The following is a 19,101-nucleotide window of genomic DNA, read 5'->3' as shown; positions in this document are numbered from 1 at the left end:
TGCCTTGTTTCAGCCTGTTCGAGTCACAGTCAGTGCGACCACGGCGATCCGGTCGACGCGCTGATAGCCTGGATTCAGCAGCTCTTCACCAAACACATCGGGATCGAGTTCGCGGTAGGTCCAGCCGAAGCGTTTTTCATCCATCCGTGGCAATACGGTATCGAGGAAGGGATCGCGGCCATCGACCATCGCCACGCCGGTGTACAGCAGCAACGAGCCGCCCACTGTCAGGCGATTGAGCGCCTGCTCGACGATCCGCAGCGACAGACCCGCCCCCAGCGTCCCGCCACCGTGGCGGTAAGCTCGACCGGCCGGATCGGCCATGTAGGGCGGGTTGGCGACGATCAGGTCGAATTCACCGTCGACGCCTTGCAGTACATCACTGGCGCATACTTCGACATTGGCCACTTCGGCCAACGCCGCGTTGATCGTGGTCAGGCGCAACGCGGCGGGGTTGATATCCACCGCCAGCACTTGCGCTTCTCGCCGGGCACGGCCAATCAGGATCGCACCGACTCCGGCGCCACAACCAATGTCCACCGCCCGGTGGATGGGCGCAAAGTTCTGCTGCAAATGGCTGTGAATCAGTTGAGCAAAGCGATAGGTGTCCGGGCCGAAGAACACCGAATCGGCTGCGTCGGTGGGAAATCCGGAATGCACGAAAAGCAGATCGTCCAGGCTCGACCAGCGCACCCGGCTCTTCAAGCGCCCGTCGAACTCATCGATCACCTGGGCTTCCTGCAATTGCCGCTGTTCATCGGCAGACAGCAGGCCCGGTTCGAACGGACGCGACCATCCGAACACATCCCGCAGGCAATCGGCGGCCTGCCCTTCGTCGCGCTGGTTGACCCGTTGATGAGTCAGCGGCGTCGGGGTGATGAAACGATAGCCGTCGGCCTGCAAGCGCCGCCCCAGTTGCAGCAGCACGAGATCGTTGGCGGACAGTTGTTCTTCCTGATTCATTGATGACTTCCTTAACGCAGGCCGGATTTGAGTTGGATGAATCGGCGAGTGGCGAGCAGCCCGGCCGGATGGGCATGGCGTGCCGGTGCGAGCCACGGGATCAACGTTGCGATTTGGGTGTGAGCGTCCTGCTCCTGAAGTGCCGCATTCAGGCGCTGCACATCGGGGTCCTGTTCGGGCACCTCGATCGGCGCAGGGACTGAAGGGCGGCGGCGGACCAAGACGGGGTTGTCTGCAGAAACCCAGTCGCCGGCAATCCAGTCGTGAACCAGTTGTTTTTCATAGGCGCTGAACACGCCGAACATCGCGGCACCATCGCCATCGATCAATTGCCAGAAGCGGCTGCCCTGCGGATCTTCGTTGCGCTTGATCCAGCCCTTGTCTTGCAAGGCTTGCAGAAACCCGGGCAATTGCTGCGGATCGGCCAGCCATTGATTGACGGTCTTGCCTTCGAAGCGGCAATAGTCGGAGTGCATGTGCTGAGCGAACGGACACTTGCGCTCAAGCATCGCCAACAATTCGCGCTCCAGGTCGAACCCCTCGATGATTGCGCGGCTGCCCTGCCCCAGGTCATTGAGCCGATAGCCCAGCGATACCCGGCGCAGGAAATCACTGCGATCAGCCTCCAGAGGCAGCAGATCAAGCACGGCCTGAACGGCTTTTTGCGCATGACCGGTGCTGGCGTTATCGATGGTCACGTGCAGGGTGAAATAGTAAGGATCGATCCCCAGTTCACTGAGTTCGTAACTGCTGATCAGCAGGTGCAACGGCAGTTGCTCGTAACCCAGGTTGTAACCGATCACCTCTGGCAGAAAATCCATGCCGCCGGCACCGAGGGCCAATTGCAGCGCGCCTTGCAGATAGCGCTCGTCGGGCAGCGGGCTGCCGGGCTCCAGACCGTGTTCGGCGAGCAGTTGCCGGTAGATCACCACGTGATTCTGCGCCGGATTGCCCTCGCCCAGTTCTTCCAGATAGGTGCTGATCAGACTGCTGAAGCGCGGATCGCGCCATTGGGCCAGCAAACCGTAAAGCCAGGCGCCATCAACCAGCTTGGTGGGCGCCACCGCTTGCAGGAAATACAGCGCGTGAGCCTTGCAACTGAAGAACTGCCGAGCTCCTCCAGCCTTGCGTTGTTGCAGGTAGTCGGCATATTGCCGGGCGACGTCGGCGCAGTGCTGCGCCACCCAGGCGTGCCAGAGCGCTGGATCCGACGGCAGTTCTTCCTTCAATTGCGCGGCGTGCTGGAGATGGTGTTGCAGAAAGGCGCTCGCCAGCGGCTGCGGAGGTTCGTCGGATAAAAGCGCTGTATGAATGCGCCGCCACTCACCCAGTAAATCGAGCGGTTGCGATTGGGCAGATGCACCTTGCAGGCGTGTCAGGACAGTCATGGCAATATTCTCGATCGATTGGCAGGACGCTGAGTCACTCGCCTCTAATGCAGCAGAGAGGCGGCGCCTGCCGAAAATTCAATCGACGTTAAATTTGCCCGGACGGACGGAGCCTTCGGCACGCCACTGGCGTGAACAGAAGCGCTCGAAGGCTGCGAGGTTTTGCGGTCAGGCCGTGCCCTTGGCCTGCTGCTCCAGGTGAACCTGCAACTCGGGGTCGATCTGCAACGCCGCCGCCAGTTCATCCAGATAATTGCGCTCGGCGTCCTGCTGATCGTCCACCAGCATCACGCTGGCCAGGTACATTTCGGCGGCCATGGCCGGATCGTTCTGCGCCGCCTGGGCGACTTCGGTGGGGTCCAGCGGTTTGGCGACTTCGTCGTCGAGCCATTGCTGCAGGTTCGGGTCATCGGTGTGCTTGCCGATTTCACTGCTGATCAGGTGTTTTTCCGACTCGTCGATCCGCCCGTCAGCCTTGGCTGCCGCGATCAACGCACGCAGGACGGCGTGGCTGTGTTCTTCGACTTGCGGGCCGGACAGCAGATCGGCGGTTTGCGGGGTTTGCTGCGGCGCAGCAGAAGCCTGACTGCGTTGCCAGGCCTGATACGCCTGGAACGCCATCATGCCCAGCGAGGCGAGTGCTGCGTAATTGGTCCCGCCGGAACGACTCTGCGTCCCGCCGAGCGCCCCGCCACCGCCAAGCAGTCCACCGAGCAGCCCGCCCAGACCACCGAGCCCGCCAGCCGGAGAACCGCCGCCGCTGGTGCCGCCACCGCCCAGCAGACCACCGAGCAATCCGCCAAGACCGCCCAGTCCCCCACCGGCCGACGCGCCACCTTGTTGTCCCGCCGAGGCCTGGCCTCGCAGCAGTTGTTCGAGCAGATCACTGGTGTTCATGACGTCGTCCTCAGGCAAAGGGGTATGACTGCGTCAGGCAACGATAGTCCTCTTGATGCGATGTGCCAGCACCGTTGGGCTGACGCCGGGCATCAACCCGGACTCTTTTCCCGGCGCATCTGTGTCACCAGCGTGAAACGGTCTTCGGGGTGCGTGGTTTCCGATACCACCATCAGGGCGCCGTCCTCGTCACGGTACTGGCGAATGATGTTCAGCCCCGGCGACCCGGCTTCGGCGTTGAGGCTTTTGGCGATCTCCGGACTCAGCAACACCGCGCGCACCTGTTGGTCGACCACGTCGATGTGCCGGCCGAAATGGCGCTCGATCAGGGCGGCGATCAGTTCGTCCGGATGCTGTTCGGCCAGTTCGATGACCTCGGCGTAGGTTTCCTGCGCGTAGACATCGGTCCAGCACAGCGGCGCCCGCCGGTTCTGCTCGTCGACGCGAATGCTCGACACGCAAAAATAATGTTCGCCCGGCTCCATGCCCAGGCGTCGGGCCTGGGCGATGTCGGCGACAAAACGGGTGACGTTCTGAATGCTGCGCATCTGGGTTTCCGCCAGGTGCACCAGGTCGGACACCGAGGCCAGCGACTGCGAGTACCCGCCCTTGGGCGAGATGGACTCGACGCGGGTGCCGACCCGCTTGCGCCGCGAGACCAGCCCCTGATTCTGCAACTGCGTAATGGCCGCCCGCACGGTGTGCCGGCTCACGTCGTACAGCTCGCACAGTTCGAACTCGGTCGGCAGCAGCGATCCGAGCGGATAGCGACCGCTGGAGATGCCCTCCATCAAGTCTTTTGCAACGACCGCATAGCGCGTGTTCATACCTTTCATCAGTCCCGATGGTTAAGCGAGTTGACAGTGTATCAGCGAGGGCGCAAGAATTATGTACGGACATAATAAATATGTCCGATCAATAACAAACATATTCAGGATTCCCTCATGTCCAGCACTGTCTTCGACTCCGCCCTGTTCCGCGACATGTTCGGCACCGCCGAGATGCGCAGCGTGTTTTCCGACCAAGCCCTGATCGAACGCTATATTGAAGTGGAAGTCGCCCTGGCCCGGGCCGAAGCGCGCTGCGGCGTGATCCCGGCGGCTGCCGCCGAGCAGATTGCCGAGCTGGCCACCTATGCCTCGCTCGATCTGGCATTGATGCAGCACGAGACCGAAATCGTCGGTTACCCGATCCTGCCGCTGGTGGAACAGCTGTCGAAAACCTGCGGTGAAGCCGGCCGTTACGTGCACTGGGGCGCGACCACCCAGGACATCATGGACACTGCCGTCGTCCTGCAAGTCCGCGCTGCGCTGGCCATCGTCGAGCGCGACATTCAATCGGTGCGCGGGTTGCTCGCCGACCTTGCCAAGCGCTATCGCGACACGCCGATGGCCGGCCGCACGCATTTGCAGCACGCACTGCCGATCACCTTCGGCTACAAGTGCGCGGTGTGGCTGAGCATGTTCGACCGCCATGCCGAACGTCTGGTAGAGCTGCGTCCACGGGTGGAAATCGGTCAGTTCGCCGGCGCGGCAGGCACCCTCGCCTCCCTTGGCGACAAGGGTCTGGAAGTGCAGGAAGCGCTGATGGCCGAACTGGGCCTGGGCGTGCCGCAAGCCACCTGGCACGTCGCCCGCGATGGTCTGGCAGAAACCCTGAACTTCCTCGGTCTGGTCACCGGCTCGCTGGGCAAGATTGCCCTCGACGTCATGATGATGATGACCAGCGAGCTGGGCGAAGTGTATGAGCCGTTCGTCAAGGGCCGTGGCGCCAGCAGCACCATGCCGCAAAAGCGCAATCCGATTTCCTGCGAGCTGATGTATGCCGCTGCCAAAGGCGTGCGCCAGCAGGCGGGTCTGATGCTCGACGCGATGATTCAGGACTTCGAGCGCTCCACCGGTCCGTGGCAAGCCGAATGGATCGCCATCCCGGAAGCCTTTGCCCTCAGCGCTGCCTCGCTGGGTCAGGCGAAGTTCATGCTCGCCGGCCTTGAAGTGCGCACCGAGCGCATGCGCAAAAACCTCGACATGACCCAGGGCCTGATCGTCGCCGAAGCCGTAATGATGGGGCTGGCGCCAGCACTCGGTCGTCAGGTTGCGCATGACGTGGTCTATGCCGCCTGCCGCATGGCCAACGATCAGGGCACCAGCCTGCTCGACGCGCTGTTGGCCCAGGGTGAGGCCACCGCGCAACTGGATGTCGAGGAACTCAAGCGCCTGACCGATCCGGCCAACTACCTGGGCCTTGCGCCGCAGATGGTCGACATCGCCCTGGCGCGTGAGGGTTCGGTCAAACGCTGATCCTCACCGGGCTCGCCGCTCGCGAGCCCTCTGCCCATCGCTCGCCAATAACAACAACGAGACCGCAGACATGACCACCCCCGACAAAAAACCGCTGTACAAGGACCTGACCTTTCAGGTGATCGCCGCCATGGTGCTGGGGATTGCCTTCGGCTTCCTGGCGCCGGAACTGGCGGCCAGTTTCAAGATCCTCGGCGACATCTTCCTCAAGCTGATCAAGACCGCCGTCGCGCCGCTGGTGTTTTTCACCGTGGTCCACGGCATCGCCTCGGCCGGCGACATCAAACGCGTGGGCAAAGTCGGCCTGCGTGCCTTGATTTACTTCGAATTGGTATCGACCATCGCCCTGGCCATCGGCCTGCTCTGGGGCAATTTGCTGAACATCGGCTCCGGCATGCACGACGCTCACCCGAGCAGCGCCACCGCCGCAGCCGCCAGTGCCGCCGTCGCCAAGGGCCATGCCCCGGCGTCGACCCTGGACTTCATCTACGGGATTTTCCCGGACAACTTCGTCGGCGCCTTTGCCGGCGGGCAATTGTTGCAAGTGCTGGTAATTTCGGTGCTGTTCGGCTTCGCCCTGCTGGCGTTGAAACCGGAACGCCGCAGCGTGATCGAGGATGGTCTTAGCCGGGTCTCGGAGTGCTTCTTCGAGTTCATTAACCTGATCATGAAATTCGCCCCGCTCGGCGCCTTCGGCTCGGTGGCTTACGCAGTCGGCAGCAACGGCTCGGCGGTGCTGATGTCACTGGCCAATCTGGTGCTGATGTTCTACGTCGGCGTGGCGTTTTTCATCTTTGTCGTACTGGGTGCGGTCTGCCGTATTTCCGGGTTCAGCCTGTGGCGGTTCCTCAAGTACATCAAGGATGAGATTTTCATCGTGCTCGGCACCGCTTCGTCGGAAAGCGCCCTGCCGCGTCTGCTGCAAAAACTCGAGAAGTTCGGTTGCTCGAAACAGAGCGTCGGTCTGGTGTTGCCCACCGGCTACGCGTTCAACCTCGACGGTACGTCCATCTATATGTCGTTGTGCGTGCTGTTCATCGCCAATGCCTACGGGGTGCCGATGAGCTGGGAGCAACAACTGGGCACCATCGCGATCATGCTGGTCACCTCCAAAGGCGCGGCGGCGGTATCCGGTGGCAGCTTCGTGGTGTTCGCCGCGACCGTCACGGCGATTGGCGTACTGCCGGTGGAAGGTCTGGCGCTGCTGTTCGGCGTCTACCGCTTCATGTCGATGGCCATCGCCACGTGCAACACCATCGGCAACAGCGTGGCCACCGTGGTGGTGTCGAAGTGGTCGGGCGAGTTCACCGAGCAGACCGCCAAGGCTGAATACAACCGGGTGTTCGGGCGCAGTCCGGAAGCCGCGCTCTGACGGTTACCGATGTCACATAAAAATGCCCCGGCCACGCCGGGGTATTTTTTTCAGGGCCAGCTAATCTTCAAGAATGGGTGAACCTTGACCCGGCCCGACCGGTCGATAGCTGCAACCCCGACCCGGTTAGTCGCCACCCTTGCTGCCCAAGGGTCTACGCGGCTTGCTGCACTTTCTGGAGAACGCCTTCGTGATATCGACCGTCCACATCGCCAGGCTCAAGGCCTGGGGCGCCCATGGTTTCACCGCGACCGGCGTGGTCACCGCCTTTCTGGCCACCCTTGCCCTGCTGGAAAACCAGCCGACCCATTGCCTGATGTGGCTGGGCGTGGCGCTGATCGTCGATGGCCTCGACGGGGCGCTGGCGCGCAAGGTCAACGTGCAGTCGGTGCTGCCGAGCTTCGACGGATCGATCCTCGATCTGGTGATCGATTACCTGACCTACGTGTTCATCCCGGCGCTGTTCATCTATCGCTACATTCCCCTGCCCGACTACACCCTGCTGCTGACCGTGTCGCTGATTCTGGTGTCGTCGCTGTTCTGCTTCTGCAACGTCAACATGAAGAGCAAGGACAACTACTTCGTCGGCTTCCCTGCTGCGTGGAACGTGGTTGCGCTGTGTCTGTACATCATCGATCCGGGGCCTTGGATCACCTTCCTGACGGTGATTGGCCTGGCGCTGCTGACCGTGACCCGGATGAAGTTTTTGCACCCGTTCCGGGTTCGCCGGTTCATGCCGATCAACATTGCGGTGACGGCGATCTGGTTGCTGTGCAGTCTGTCGCTGGTGCTGAACCACCCGGTGATCAACCCGCTGGTGATGGGCCTGTGGCTGCTGGCGTCGGCGTATTTTCTCGGCATCTGCATCTGGCGCACGGCGCTGGAGTGGTTTGACAGTGCGCATCTGAAATAGAAAAACCCGTGGGAGCGAGCCGGCTCGCTCCCACAATGGCTTCAGCGTTTGGTAATCACCACCTCCAGATATTCACTCGGCAGCACCATCGATTCCGCCCCCGCCCGATTCAGCCCGTCGATCAGTTGCGTCAAATCCCCTTCCAGCGCCTGCCCACTTTCCGGCGGCAACGCCGCGAACGCCTTGTGCACCGGGCCGTACCAGTGGCGAAACACATCAATGAAATGCGCCGCCGAGCGGTAGCGGAAGTTGAAGTGGCGGCGAGTCACCTGCACCTGGAACTGGCGATCGTCGAAGTGCGAATGCAGCCAGGCTTCCGCGCCCCAATTCGAGGGTGGTTGCGCACCGGGTGGCGGTGGCAGATGCCGGCCGAGGGTCTTGAACATCTGGCCGACGAAGCCTTCCGGTGTCCAGTTGGCCAGACCGATCCGGCCGCCACGACGACAGACCCGCGCCAGCTCCTTGGCCGCTTTCGCCTGATCCGGGGCGAACATCACACCGAAGGTCGACAGCACCGCGTCGAAACTGGAATCGGCAAACGGCAGCGCTTCGGCATCGGCGACCTGAAAGGTCACGTCCAGATGCTCGGCGCGCGCCCGGTCCTGGCCGCGTTCCAGCAGCGCCGCGACATAGTCGGTGGACGTCACCAGACAACCACGGCGCGCGGCCGCCAGCGTGGCATTGCCATTGCCGGCGGCCACATCCAGCACTTCCTCATCGCAGCGCAGGTCGCAGGCTTCGGCGAGGGTTTCGCCGACGATCTGCAAGGTGGTGCCGATCACGGCGTAGTCGCCACTGGCCCAGGCGACTTTCTGGCGTTCCTTCAGGGCAGTGAGATCAATGGGGGTACTCATGAATAGGTGCTCCGCGGCAGAGGGGTCAATCGGCGGTGGTCGGGTCGATGATGCTCGTCACCCGGGACACGCTGTTGGCCGGAAATCCCCCACGCTTGGCGTGTTCGCGCACCAGTTCCTCGTTGGGTGCGATATACACGCAATAGATCTTGTCGGCCGTCACATAACTCTGCAGCCACTGCACCTCTGGCCCGAGTTCACGCAGCACGTTGCAGGACGTTTGCGATACGGCCTTGAGTTCTTGCTCCGATAGCTTTCCGGCTCCTGGAATCTCGCGTTCAATCACGAACTTCGGCATGGCAACCTCGCTTTCTTTTTATGGATGTCAGAACCGTTGGCGGCCCTGCTCGCCCACTATCGCGCGGGCGCTGTGCGGCGTCCCTGCCAATCGTCCGGAGAGCCCGTAAAACCGGGCGCTGGCCGATGAATGGCGGGATTATGTAAAAGCCTCGAAACACTGTCGGGGGTTGCCAACGCGCCGGCTGATCGGCTCTCATGCAGGCCCTCCCCCGGAACGGAATTCGATCATGTCCTTGCGCTTCGAATGGCTCGCCGATCACATGCAGCACAGCGACACTTACGCGGCGTGGATCCACCGCCAGTTTCATTACGAATATGCCGAGCAGCCCCTGGCCGAATGGCAGCGCGAATTTGCCGAGGGCCAGACCAATGGCGACTGGCGTTGCCTGATTGCGCTGGACGGGGATCGACTGCTGGGCGGTGCGGCACTGGCCCGGGCGGACCTTGCCCTTCGACCGGATCTGGGGCCGTGGCTGGCCTGTGTGCTGGTCAGCCCTGAATCACGCGGCCAGGGTCTGGCAGAAAGGCTGATCGAGGGGATTGCCGAAGAAGCGAAACACCGGGGCCTGCCGCGTTTCTACCTGCACACCCAAAGCAAACAGGACTATTACGCCAAACGCGGCTGGACGGTGCTGGAGCGTTTTCACGCCTGGGGTAACGAACAATGGCTCATGGTGCGCGACCTGTGAGCCATTGAGTTTTGCGGTTTACGCAGCCGGCGCCTTGGCCTCTTTGAGCAGTTGCTGGATCATCTGCTCCTGCGCCTGATAACTGCCTTCGCCAAAGTGGGTGTAACGCACCTGCCCCTTGGCGTCGACCAGGTAATGCGCCGGCCAGTACTGGTTATCGAAGTTGCGCCAGATCGCGTAGTTGTTGTCGATGGCCACCGGGTAAGTGATGCCGAGCTTCTTCACCTGATCCTTGACGTTGTCGATGATCCGCTCGTAGCCGTATTCCGGGGTGTGCACGCCGATCACTACCAGACCGTCCTTGCCGTACTTTTTCTCCCACTCCTTCACGTACGGCAGGGTGTGCTGGCAGTTGATGCAGTCGTAGGTCCAGAAGTCCACCAGCACCACTTTGCCGCGCAGGGACTCAGCCGTCAGTTCCGGCGAGTTCAGCCACTGCACCGCGCCGGACAGCGACGGCATCGCGCCCTTGCCGGCCTCGTCTTCGGTCGAGTCCGCACGAACTTTGCTGACGAAGTAGTCCACCACCTTCGGCACGTTTTCCAGCACGCTTTTCTCGACCGACGCCACGCCTTGGGAGGAGGTGTTGGCCAACAGCAGGTTGTCGGCACCGGTGGCGATCACCGCCGCCGTCGCCAGCACCGCGACACCCGCACCGCGACGGAACCAGCCGGTGAATGGAATCGACGGTTTCAGCCGGTTGACCAGGCCGCGACCGGCGAAGATCAGCGTCCCCAGCGACAGCGCACTGCCTGCACCGTAGGCCAGCAGCAACAGGCTGGTCTGGGCGTTGGCGCCTTGCAGCATGGCACCGGTGAGGATCACGCCGAGGATCGGCCCGGCGCACGGTGCCCACAAAAGACCGGTGGCGACACCAATCATGATCGACGCCATCGGACCGGCCTTTTTCCGGCTGTCCGGGTCGAGGCGGTTGCCCAACAGCACGAAGGGCCGGGCCAGCCAGTCACCGATGCGCGCGGAAATCAGCGACAGCGCAAACAGCACCATCACCGCCAGCGCAATGTGGCGACCGGTGTTACTGGCCTCGATCACCCACTCGCTGCTGACCACCGCCAGGCTGGAGATCAGGGCAAACGTCAGGGCCATGCCGCCGAGGGTCAGCAGGATCGAAGAACGGGTGCGGTCGGCACCGGCGAACAGAAACGGCACCACCGGCAGGATGCACGGACTGAGGACAGTCAACAGACCGCCCAGGAAAGCGATGAGAAACATGAGGTTCACCTTTTGAATGAGGGGTGGTCTGTTGAGTGGATCGGGGGCCGCGCGTTACGGGCAGCCCCCTTCAATCCTCAAGCCGTCTGGCTGTCCAGCCATTGGCTTTGCGGCGTACGGCTGGCACCGTTTTCAGCCACCATCTGGCCTTGCGGCGTATGGCTGGAACCGTCGGCGGCGACCCTCTGCCCCTGCGGTGTGCGGCTGGCGCCGTCGGCCGCGATCAGGGCGTCGCTGCCCGGCTTGGCCGCCGGGGCCAGTTGAAAGCAGGTGCTGCTGCCACAGCTGTTCTGTTCGACGGCCGCGTTGGCGTGGGCCGCGACGCCGGCGAGGGAGAAGGCAACAGAGGTCAGATAGCGCGTTACGTTGTTCATGGCGATGTTCCTTTTATAGAGGTGGGTAATCAGTTGTCTTCGTTGCAGCCGTCGGCGAATTTGCGGTAGTCGAGCACCTGGGTCTTGCCGGCCGAGTCGAGGTAGGTCAGGCGGGCGTCGACGATGCCGCAGGTCATCGAGTTGTCCTGTTTCAGCGACACGACTTTCTGGATGTCCAGGTGGCTGCCGTAGGAGTAGGTTTGCGGGGTGACATCGGCTTCGGCGCGGGCCGACAGGGTGCAGATGTTCAAAGCGGCAAACAGGCAGGCGGCAGCGATGGATTTGGTCTTGGTGTTCATGGCGTTTTCCTCGGGGCTTCAATGGTTGAGTCGTTGAGTGGGCCGAGGCGTTCTGTGTGTGCCTCGATGGAGCTCATTTAAAGCTCGCGAGGTATCGCGCATGTGTCGGCAAATGCCGTGTATAAATCGCTACGTATCCACGCGCGTCCGGGATACACAGCGATACAAAACCCTGTAAAAATCCGCTTTTTGCGTCGGCGTGTATCCGTCACAGCGCTGGATACACTGCAATACAAAGGCAGGCAGGCGGCCTCGCGCAGGCTCGATAGACTGCCCGGCAATCCCCTTTGATTGAGGTTTGGCCCCATGGAACATGTCGATCACATCCTGATCGTCGACGACGACCGCGAGATTCGCGAACTGGTCGGCAATTACCTGAAGAAGAACGGCCTGCGCACCACGGTGGTTGCCGATGGCCGGCAGATGCGCAGTTTCCTGGAAGCCAACACCGTCGACCTGATCGTGCTCGACATCATGATGCCCGGCGACGATGGCCTGCTGCTGTGTCGCGAACTGCGCTCGGGCAAACACAAGGCCACGCCGATTCTGATGCTCACCGCGCGCAATGATGAAACCGACCGCATCCTCGGCCTGGAAATGGGTGCCGACGACTACCTGACCAAACCCTTCGCCGCTCGCGAACTGCTGGCGCGGATCAACGCCGTGCTGCGGCGCACACGAATGCTGCCGCCGAATCTGGTGGTCACCGAAAGCGGCCGGCTGCTGGCGTTCGGTCGCTGGCAGCTCGATACGTCGGCCCGGCATCTGCTGGACAAGGACGGCACCATGGTCGCGCTGAGTGGCGCGGAATACCGTTTGCTGCGGGTGTTCCTCGACCATCCGCAACGGGTGTTGAGCCGCGATCAGTTGCTGAATCTGACCCAGGGCCGTGACGCCGATCTGTTCGACCGCTCCATCGATCTGCTGGTCAGCCGTCTGCGCCAGCGCCTGCTGGATGACGCCCGCGAACCGGCCTACATCAAGACCGTGCGCAGCGAAGGTTATGTGTTCTCGCTGCCGGTCGAAGTCCTCGGAGCCCCCGCATGAATGTTGCCCTGCGCTGGCCGCGCACCCTCGCCTCCCGCTTGTCGCTGATTTTCCTGATCGGCCTGATCCTCGCTCAGGCGCTGTCGTTCGGCGCGCAATATTACGAGCGCTACGAAAGCGCGAAGAACACCATGCTCGGCAACCTCGAAACCGACGTCTCGACCTCGATTGCCATCCTCGATCGCCTGCCCGCCGAAGAGCGCCCGATGTGGCTCAAGCGCCTGGCGCGTAACAACTACGGTTATCTGCTGAGCGAAGGCGAGCCGGGCACGCCGATTGGTCCGGGTGAAGTGCCGATTGCGGTGACCTCGATCACCGATGCGATCGGCGAAGCGTACCCGCTGACCTTCACCGACATTCCCGGCCCGAAAAAACACTTTCAGGGCCACCTGCGCCTGAGCGACGGCAGCCCGGTGACCATCGATGTGCGTCCGTCGATGGTGCCGCTGTCGCCGTGGCTGCCGGTGGTGTTGCTCGGGCAACTGGCGCTGATGCTCGCCTGCACCTGGCTGGCGGTGCGCATCGCCATCCGCCCCCTCACCCGCCTCGCCAACGCGGTGGAAACCCTCGACCCCAACGCTCACCCGATCAACCTCGACGAAAAAGGCCCGAACGAAGTGGCCTACGCCGCCCGCGCCTTCAACTCGATGCAGGCGCGCATCGCCGCGTACCTGAAAGAGCGCATGCAACTGCTCGCGGCGATCTCCCACGACCTGCAAACCCCGATCACCCGCATGAAACTGCGGGCAGAGTTCATGGACGATTCGGCCGAGAAAGACAAACTGTGGAACGACCTCGGCGAGATGGAACATCTGGTGCGCGAAGGCGTGGCCTATGCCCGCAGCATCCATGGTTCGACCGAAGAAAGCCGGCGCACCAACCTGGATTCGTTCCTCGACAGCCTGGTGTTCGACTATCAGGACATGGGCAAGGAAGTGCAGTTGAGCGGCAAGAGTGACGCGGTCATCGACACCCGCCCCCACGCGTTGCGCCGGGTGCTGGTCAATCTGACCGACAACGCGCTGAAGTTCGCCGGGGCTGCCGAGTTGCTGATTCAGCGCGACAAGAGCGGCCTCTCGATCAAGGTCATGGATCGCGGCCCGGGCATCGCCGAAGAGGAACTGGCCCAGGTGATGGAGCCGTTCTACCGCGTGGAAAACTCGCGCAACCGCAGCACCGGCGGCACTGGACTGGGGCTGGCGATTGCCCAGCAACTGGCGATGGCGCTGGGCGGTTCGCTGACGCTGAGCAATCGCGAAGGTGGCGGGTTGTGTGCGGAGCTGAAACTGCCGCTACAGGCCTGAACCAACAAAAAGCCCTGTGGGAGCCAATGCTCTCACAGGGCTTTTTGTTGTCGGTGAGATCAGTTGATGCCGATCACCCCGTCCTCATGCAGTTGCTGCAACAACGCCAGACCGCTGTCCATGAATGACACTTTTTCCTGCAACCCCGCCTCCAACGCCAACCCTTGCAGTTGCTCACGACCGCTCAGCAACGGGAATTCCTCGATCCGCTGCAACAACCGCCACGCCAGCGGGCTCAACTCGGAAAACTTCACACTCCAGTCCGTGGTTCGCCGCACCAGCAAAAGCGTCGGCTGGGCTGGTGGCGTGGCCGGTTGATGATCCGGCCCCAGCATCTGCACCGGCCAGGTGTACGCCAAGGGCCAGGCCAGTGCCGAAACCTGCAACGACTGCTCCAGCAACTGCGCCGGATCGCTCGCAGGCAAAGGTTCGGCGTCGGACTGCTGCAACACCATTTCCACCCACTCGTAGTGCGCCAGCTCCACCAGAAACGTCGGCCATTTTCCGTCATTCAACACCGCCGGCTCCGACGCGAGGTAACCGACAAACTCCTCGGCGATCTCACCGAATTTCGGCGTCTGCGCGCGGTAGTCCCGCAGGAAGCCACGAATCAATGTGCGCCAGCGTTCCTGGCCGATGATCCGGATCAGCACCGGAAACGTACCGCCCAGCAGTTGCGAGACGTTGTTGAACACCAGATCGCGATAGACATTGACCCGCGCCGCGTTCATGTCGGCGGGTGGCGATTCGTGGTCCGGATCGCGCAGGTAGCGGGTCAGGGCCTGTTGTTGCAGCAGAAGATTATCCACGCGGACCTCCTTCGGTTTGCAGACGGCGGATGGTTTGCAGTTCGGCCACCAGTTCAGAAAACGCCGGAAAATTGAAATCTCGCTCCAGCAAGGTCGGCTGCGCGCCGAATCGGCCATAAGCGTCGGCCAGCAACGACCAGACCACCGGTTTGACCGAGGCGCCGTGGGTGTCGATTTTCAGCGTGTCGGACTCATCAAAGTGCCCGGCCACGTGCATGCCGACCACCCGGCCCGGCTCGATGGCGGCCAGAAACGTCTGCGGATCGAAACCGTGGTTGATCGAATTGACGTAGACGTTGTTCACGTCCAGCAGCAGGTCGCAATCGGCCTCGCGTAGCACGGCGTTGGTGAAGGTCACTTCGTCCATGTCCTGCCGGGGCGCGGCATAATAGGAAACGTTTTCCACCGCCAGCCGCCGGCCGAGAATGTCCTGGGCCTGGCGGATCCGCGCGGCGACGTGGTGCACCGCTTCTTCGGTGAATGGCAACGGCAACAAGTCGTAGAGGTGACCGTCGTCGCTGCAATAGCTCAGGTGTTCGCTGTACAGCGGCACCTTGTGATGATCGAGAAAGGTCCGCACTTCCCGGAGAAAACCGACGTCCAGCGGCGCCGAGCCACCGAGCGACAACGACAATCCGTGGCAGGACAACGGATACCGCTCGGCCAGCTCACGCAACGCGGCGCCATGGGCACCGCCGACGCCGATCCAGTTTTCCGGGGCGACTTCCAGAAAGTCGAAATCGCCGGTGCGAGCGGCTTGCAGGTCTTTCATCAGGCCGCGACGCAGGCCGAGCCCGACACTGGCCTGCAAGGTGGGGTGGGGAATCTGCATGGGCAAGATCTCTGCTGAGGAGCCGCCGGGCGTGGCGACTGACAGGCTCAGTTAAACCGGCGGGTGTATCGCGGCTGTGTGGACAATGCGCGGGAAGTGGCGGGTTTTGTATCGGCGGCGGGCCTGTACACAATGGGATACAGACTCGCTGCCCTTCTTCGTGAACGGCGAGTTCATCGGTTTAAACCAACTCAAAAACTGTACATACAACCCTGTATATCCAGAGCTTACGGATGACACCTACAGATGCCGGCGAAATGCCCTACCTTCGCACGAGAACCATCTTATTGAATTATCATTTTTGACAGATCAATGAAACAAAAAAAACCCGCATCAGCCGAAACTGACACGGGCTTTTCCCCACATCAACGACCGTTACTTCAGGTCGTCAAAGTGGTCTCGCAGGAACTCGTAAAAGCGAAACGCTTTCAACAATCTCCATACGAGGCTCAACGTACGCAACAAAAGCTTCATACGTTTTGGCCTCCAAGGTTTGGGGCCAAACCTCCAGCGCACTTACCGGATCACGCGTACCTTCGGAAGAACACGCCAGTACTTCCGGTGAGGCGGCCGGTTGAAATCCCTCCGAATCATCATTCCGGCACGGATGCAAAACCGTGTCAGAGGGCGTGAAACCGTTAGGCCACCAGCCAAACCCTACCGCTGCACCAGGGTGTGAGCGCGGGCATATTAACCCAGAATCGCAGGTGGTAAGTCTCGGCCCAGTGATTCTTAAATGAAAGAAGCGCGCATTTTGTAAACCGTTATTTCTGTCAGCACTATCCTCCTACATCAGGTGCTGAAAACACGTTCCAGGATCTCAAATACACCCACTCATTGTGGGTAAAAATTACGTTGCAAGGATAGGAAAAGCTCAATAACATGACTTCTACGCCAGTGCTTCCGGTGAGACGCACTAAGCCTCAGCCGCAATCTGAGGCTTGCTAAAAAACCGCCCCGCAAGGCGGTTTTTTTTCGCCATCATTTGCTCCAGGCGGACATGGGCCGGCGCTTTGTCTTGGCCTCTTAGCGGAATCAAATTCGGGAGCCCACGCTAAGGTGGAAGAGTGCACCGTCGCGATACACAACGATTCACAGCCTCGAAATCAACGCAACCCGCTCCCACCGGCGCCAACAACGGCTAGACTCAATCAGTACCCAGTCGAGGGGGACGCAGGACAGCAGTGTCGCCCTGCCCGTTTCCACGACCACCGCCCGGTGGTGAATGCCTCGACCCCCAACGCCACCGGACTGTGATCCTGTCAAAGGAGCACATGAAATGGACGAGGCCAGACTCAACGAATTCATGGGCAAACTGGTCAACGACATGGGCGGCGCGGCGATGCTGGCCAATGTCATTGTCGGCGAAGAACTCGGCCTGTATCGGGCAATGGCCGACAGCCAGCCGATCAGCCCCGAATCCCTCGCTGCAAAAACCACCTGCAATCCGCGCCTGGTGCGCGAATGGCTGAGCGCCCACGCGGCGTCCGGCTACATGGAACATCACGACGGCAAATTCCGCCTGCCGGAAGAACAGGCGCTGGCCCTGGCCAAGGAAGATTCGCCGGTGTACGTGGCCGGCGGCCTCGGCGTAGTGGCGTCGTTTTTCCATGACAAGGACAAACTGGTCAAAGCCATGCGCGGCAACGGCGCCTTGTCCTGGGGCGATCACCATCCGTGCATGTTCACCGGCACCGAGCGCTTCTTCCGCCCCGGCTACAAGGGGCATTTGATTGCCGAGTGGCTGCCGGCGCTGGACGGCGTGGTGGCCAAACTCGAAGAAGGCGCCAAGGTCGCCGACATCGGCTGCGGTCACGGTGCGTCCACGGTGATCATGGCTCAGGCCTATCCCAACTCGCGGTTCGTCGGCTTCGACTATCACGCGCCTTCGATCACCGTCGCCACCCAACGGGCCGAAGAAGGCGGCGTCAGCAGTCGCGCGCGGTTCTTCCAGGGCACGGCGAAAAGCTATCCGGGCGATGACTATGACCTGATCTGCTATTTCGACTGCCTGCACGACATGGGCGATCCGGTCGGCGCGGCACGGCATGCCTACGATTGCTTGAAGGACGACGGCACGGTGTTGTTGGTCGAGCCGTTTGCCAACGACACCCTGGACGAAAACATCACGCCGGTCGGGCGCTTGTTCTATGCCGCGTCAACGTTCATCTGCACGCCAAATTCGCTGTCCCAGGAAGTGGGACTCGGCCTCGGTGCGCAGGCGGGAGAATCGCGCTTGCGCAAAGTGTTTACCGAAGCGGGTTTCAAACACTTCCGGCGGGCGACGCAGACGCCGTTCAACCTGATTCTGGAGGCGCGCAAGTAACCATCGTGCAGCGGACGCCTCTGAAAAGAGGCGTCCGTCGGTGCTAACCTGCAAGGCACCTACAGCCTGCGGAGCGCTGATCATGCTCGACCGTCCCCTCCCCGACCCGCTCGACTATCTGCAACAGGTCATGGCCGACGGCGACTTCATTGTGCTGACCGGCGCCGGCATCAGCACGCCGTCAGGCATCCCGGACTACCGCGACACCGACGGTGTGCGCCGTGGCCGGCAGCCGATGATGTACCAGGAATTCCTCGCTGCCCCGGAGTCGCGCCGCCGCTATTGGGCCCGGGCCATGCTCGGTTGGCCGCGCGTTCGCCAGGCACGGCCGAACGCCGCCCATGAGGCGCTGGCCAGTCTGCAAAGCCAAGGCCGGATCGGCGGTTTGATTACCCAGAATGTCGACACCCTGCACGATCAGGCCGGCAGTCGCGATGTCGTCGAACTGCACGGCAGCCTGCACCGGGTGCTGTGTCTGGATTGCGGTCAGCGCAGCGAGCGGGATTCGATCCAGCAATTGATGGAAAAGCAGAACCCGTATCTGGCCGGCGTCGATGCCGTGCAGGCACCGGACGGCGACACCCTGCTCGACCCGGCGTTCGAGGCACGCTTCCAGGTGCCACACTGCCCGTATTGCGCAGGCGAACGGATGAAACCGGACGTGGTGTTTTTCGGTGAGAACGTGGCGCAGCCTACGGCGGCGCGGGCCATGGCGCTGGCGGAAAATGCTGCCGGGATGCTGGTGGTTGGTTCGTCGTTGATGGCGTATTCGGCGTTTCGCCTGTGTCGGGTGATTGCGGATCGTGGAAAGCCGCTGATTGCGATCAATCTGGGGAAGACGCGGGCGGATGAGCTGCTGGATTTGAAGATTGAAGCGTCTTGTGAGGCGTTGTTGCCGCTGTTGGCTCAAGCGATGAATGGTTGATGCCGGGAGGGAGATGTCCGGCTTGCGATCCCTAACCCCTCACCCTAGCCCTCTCCCAGAGGGAGAGGGAACTGACCGTGTTGTACTTTAGAGGTACATCGACCTGAAATATCGAGTTGATCCATCAAGAGTTGTAAGGCCTGAATCCACGTAAGTCACCTCGACGCCGACGTGAACTAATTCGCCGTGAGTCCATATTCGACTCGATTTTTCAGGTCGATGTATGACGCGAGACACCTCGGTCGTCTCCCTCTCCCTCCGGGAGAGGGCTGGGCG

Annotated in this window: 19 protein-coding genes; 8 read left to right on the top strand and 11 right to left on the bottom strand. The window is 61.8% G+C overall.

Going from position 1 to position 19,101, the window contains the following annotated elements; translation table 11 throughout:
- Positions 1-9: 9 nt before the first annotated feature.
- The 4 genes from M5G18_RS05185 to M5G18_RS05170 form a co-directional block, all read right to left on the bottom strand.
- Positions 10-963 carry a methyltransferase gene (locus M5G18_RS05185; protein ID WP_273897166.1) on the bottom strand — a complete coding sequence of 318 codons (954 nt, stop codon included), beginning with the start codon at positions 961-963 and terminating at the stop codon, positions 10-12.
- An 11-nt stretch (positions 964-974) separates the two neighbouring features.
- Positions 975-2,351, bottom strand: coding sequence for an iron-containing redox enzyme family protein (locus tag M5G18_RS05180; RefSeq protein WP_273897165.1), 1,377 nt, complete (start codon positions 2,349-2,351; stop codon positions 975-977).
- Between the two features lie 168 nt (positions 2,352-2,519).
- On the bottom strand, positions 2,520-3,248 hold the full coding sequence (locus tag M5G18_RS05175) for a tellurite resistance TerB family protein (RefSeq protein WP_273897164.1): 729 nt from the start codon (positions 3,246-3,248) through the stop codon (positions 2,520-2,522).
- A gap of 92 nt (positions 3,249-3,340) precedes the next feature.
- Positions 3,341-4,075 (bottom strand): GntR family transcriptional regulator, encoded by a 735-nt coding sequence (locus M5G18_RS05170; RefSeq protein WP_273897163.1) that lies wholly within the window; start codon positions 4,073-4,075, stop codon positions 3,341-3,343.
- A gap of 117 nt (positions 4,076-4,192) precedes the next feature.
- On the opposite strand from M5G18_RS05170, the gene M5G18_RS05165 reads away from it, so the two are divergent.
- From M5G18_RS05165 to pcsA, 3 genes are all read left to right on the top strand, one after another.
- Positions 4,193-5,548, top strand: a complete 1,356-nt coding sequence (locus M5G18_RS05165) for a class-II fumarase/aspartase family protein (RefSeq protein WP_273897162.1) — start codon at positions 4,193-4,195, stop codon at positions 5,546-5,548.
- A gap of 70 nt (positions 5,549-5,618) precedes the next feature.
- A complete protein-coding gene (locus M5G18_RS05160) occupies positions 5,619-6,920 on the top strand; it encodes a cation:dicarboxylate symporter family transporter (RefSeq protein ID WP_273897161.1) in 1,302 nt (433 codons plus the stop codon).
- A 190-nt stretch (positions 6,921-7,110) separates the two neighbouring features.
- Positions 7,111-7,833 (top strand): phosphatidylcholine synthase, encoded by a 723-nt coding sequence (gene pcsA / locus M5G18_RS05155; RefSeq protein ID WP_115079921.1) that lies wholly within the window; start codon positions 7,111-7,113, stop codon positions 7,831-7,833.
- Positions 7,834-7,874: 41 nt separating this feature from the next.
- Here the strand turns inward: pcsA and M5G18_RS05150 are convergent, their stop codons facing one another.
- Complete coding sequence (locus tag M5G18_RS05150; protein WP_007957178.1) at positions 7,875-8,687, bottom strand: class I SAM-dependent methyltransferase; 813 nt, start codon at positions 8,685-8,687, stop codon at positions 7,875-7,877.
- Positions 8,688-8,712: 25 nt separating this feature from the next.
- On the bottom strand, positions 8,713-8,985 hold the full coding sequence (locus M5G18_RS05145) for a DUF4242 domain-containing protein (protein WP_007957179.1): 273 nt from the start codon (positions 8,983-8,985) through the stop codon (positions 8,713-8,715).
- A 229-nt stretch (positions 8,986-9,214) separates the two neighbouring features.
- Between M5G18_RS05145 and M5G18_RS05140 the strand changes: the two genes are divergently transcribed.
- Positions 9,215-9,676: a GNAT family N-acetyltransferase gene (locus M5G18_RS05140; protein WP_115077336.1), complete on the top strand. Its 462-nt coding sequence runs from the start codon at positions 9,215-9,217 to the stop codon at positions 9,674-9,676.
- Between the two features lie 18 nt (positions 9,677-9,694).
- Here the strand turns inward: M5G18_RS05140 and M5G18_RS05135 are convergent, their stop codons facing one another.
- The 3 genes from M5G18_RS05135 to M5G18_RS05125 form a co-directional block, all read right to left on the bottom strand.
- Positions 9,695-10,909, bottom strand: coding sequence for a cytochrome c biogenesis protein DipZ (locus M5G18_RS05135; protein ID WP_085607559.1), 1,215 nt, complete (start codon positions 10,907-10,909; stop codon positions 9,695-9,697).
- A 77-nt stretch (positions 10,910-10,986) separates the two neighbouring features.
- On the bottom strand, positions 10,987-11,283 hold the full coding sequence (locus M5G18_RS05130) for a hypothetical protein (protein WP_273897160.1): 297 nt from the start codon (positions 11,281-11,283) through the stop codon (positions 10,987-10,989).
- A gap of 29 nt (positions 11,284-11,312) precedes the next feature.
- Positions 11,313-11,582, bottom strand: a complete 270-nt coding sequence (locus M5G18_RS05125; protein WP_007956290.1) for a DUF2790 domain-containing protein — start codon at positions 11,580-11,582, stop codon at positions 11,313-11,315.
- 306 nt (positions 11,583-11,888) lie between these two features.
- Between M5G18_RS05125 and M5G18_RS05120 the strand changes: the two genes are divergently transcribed.
- The gene (locus M5G18_RS05120; protein ID WP_011333526.1) at positions 11,889-12,629 is read left to right on the top strand and encodes a response regulator; all 741 of its coding nucleotides are present in this window, start codon (positions 11,889-11,891) and stop codon (positions 12,627-12,629) included.
- Complete coding sequence (locus tag M5G18_RS05115; protein ID WP_273897159.1) at positions 12,626-13,933, top strand: ATP-binding protein; 1,308 nt, start codon at positions 12,626-12,628, stop codon at positions 13,931-13,933. Before M5G18_RS05120 ends, M5G18_RS05115 begins: the two co-directional genes overlap by 4 nt.
- 59 nt (positions 13,934-13,992) lie before the next feature.
- Here M5G18_RS05115 and M5G18_RS05110 read toward each other — a convergent pair whose 3' ends face one another.
- A complete protein-coding gene (locus M5G18_RS05110; protein WP_273897158.1) occupies positions 13,993-14,742 on the bottom strand; it encodes an HvfC family RiPP maturation protein in 750 nt (249 codons plus the stop codon).
- Positions 14,735-15,574 carry an HvfB family MNIO-type RiPP peptide maturase gene (locus tag M5G18_RS05105; RefSeq protein WP_273897157.1) on the bottom strand — a complete coding sequence of 280 codons (840 nt, stop codon included), beginning with the start codon at positions 15,572-15,574 and terminating at the stop codon, positions 14,735-14,737. The genes M5G18_RS05110 and M5G18_RS05105 overlap by 8 nt, the downstream gene beginning before the upstream one ends.
- Positions 15,575-16,853: 1,279 nt before the next feature.
- Between M5G18_RS05105 and M5G18_RS05100 the strand changes: the two genes are divergently transcribed.
- Positions 16,854-17,900: a class I SAM-dependent methyltransferase gene (locus tag M5G18_RS05100; RefSeq protein WP_273897156.1), complete on the top strand. Its 1,047-nt coding sequence runs from the start codon at positions 16,854-16,856 to the stop codon at positions 17,898-17,900.
- 82 nt (positions 17,901-17,982) lie between these two features.
- A complete protein-coding gene (locus M5G18_RS05095; RefSeq protein WP_273897155.1) occupies positions 17,983-18,825 on the top strand; it encodes an NAD-dependent protein deacetylase in 843 nt (280 codons plus the stop codon).
- The last annotated feature ends 276 nt before the right edge of the window (positions 18,826-19,101 follow it).

It is taken from the genome of Pseudomonas aphyarum, from assembly GCF_028657055.1.
GTDB lineage: Bacteria > Pseudomonadota > Gammaproteobacteria > Pseudomonadales > Pseudomonadaceae > Aquipseudomonas > Aquipseudomonas aphyarum.
Note: the sequence above shows the minus strand (reverse complement) of the source record. Positions and strands in the feature narration are given on the sequence as shown.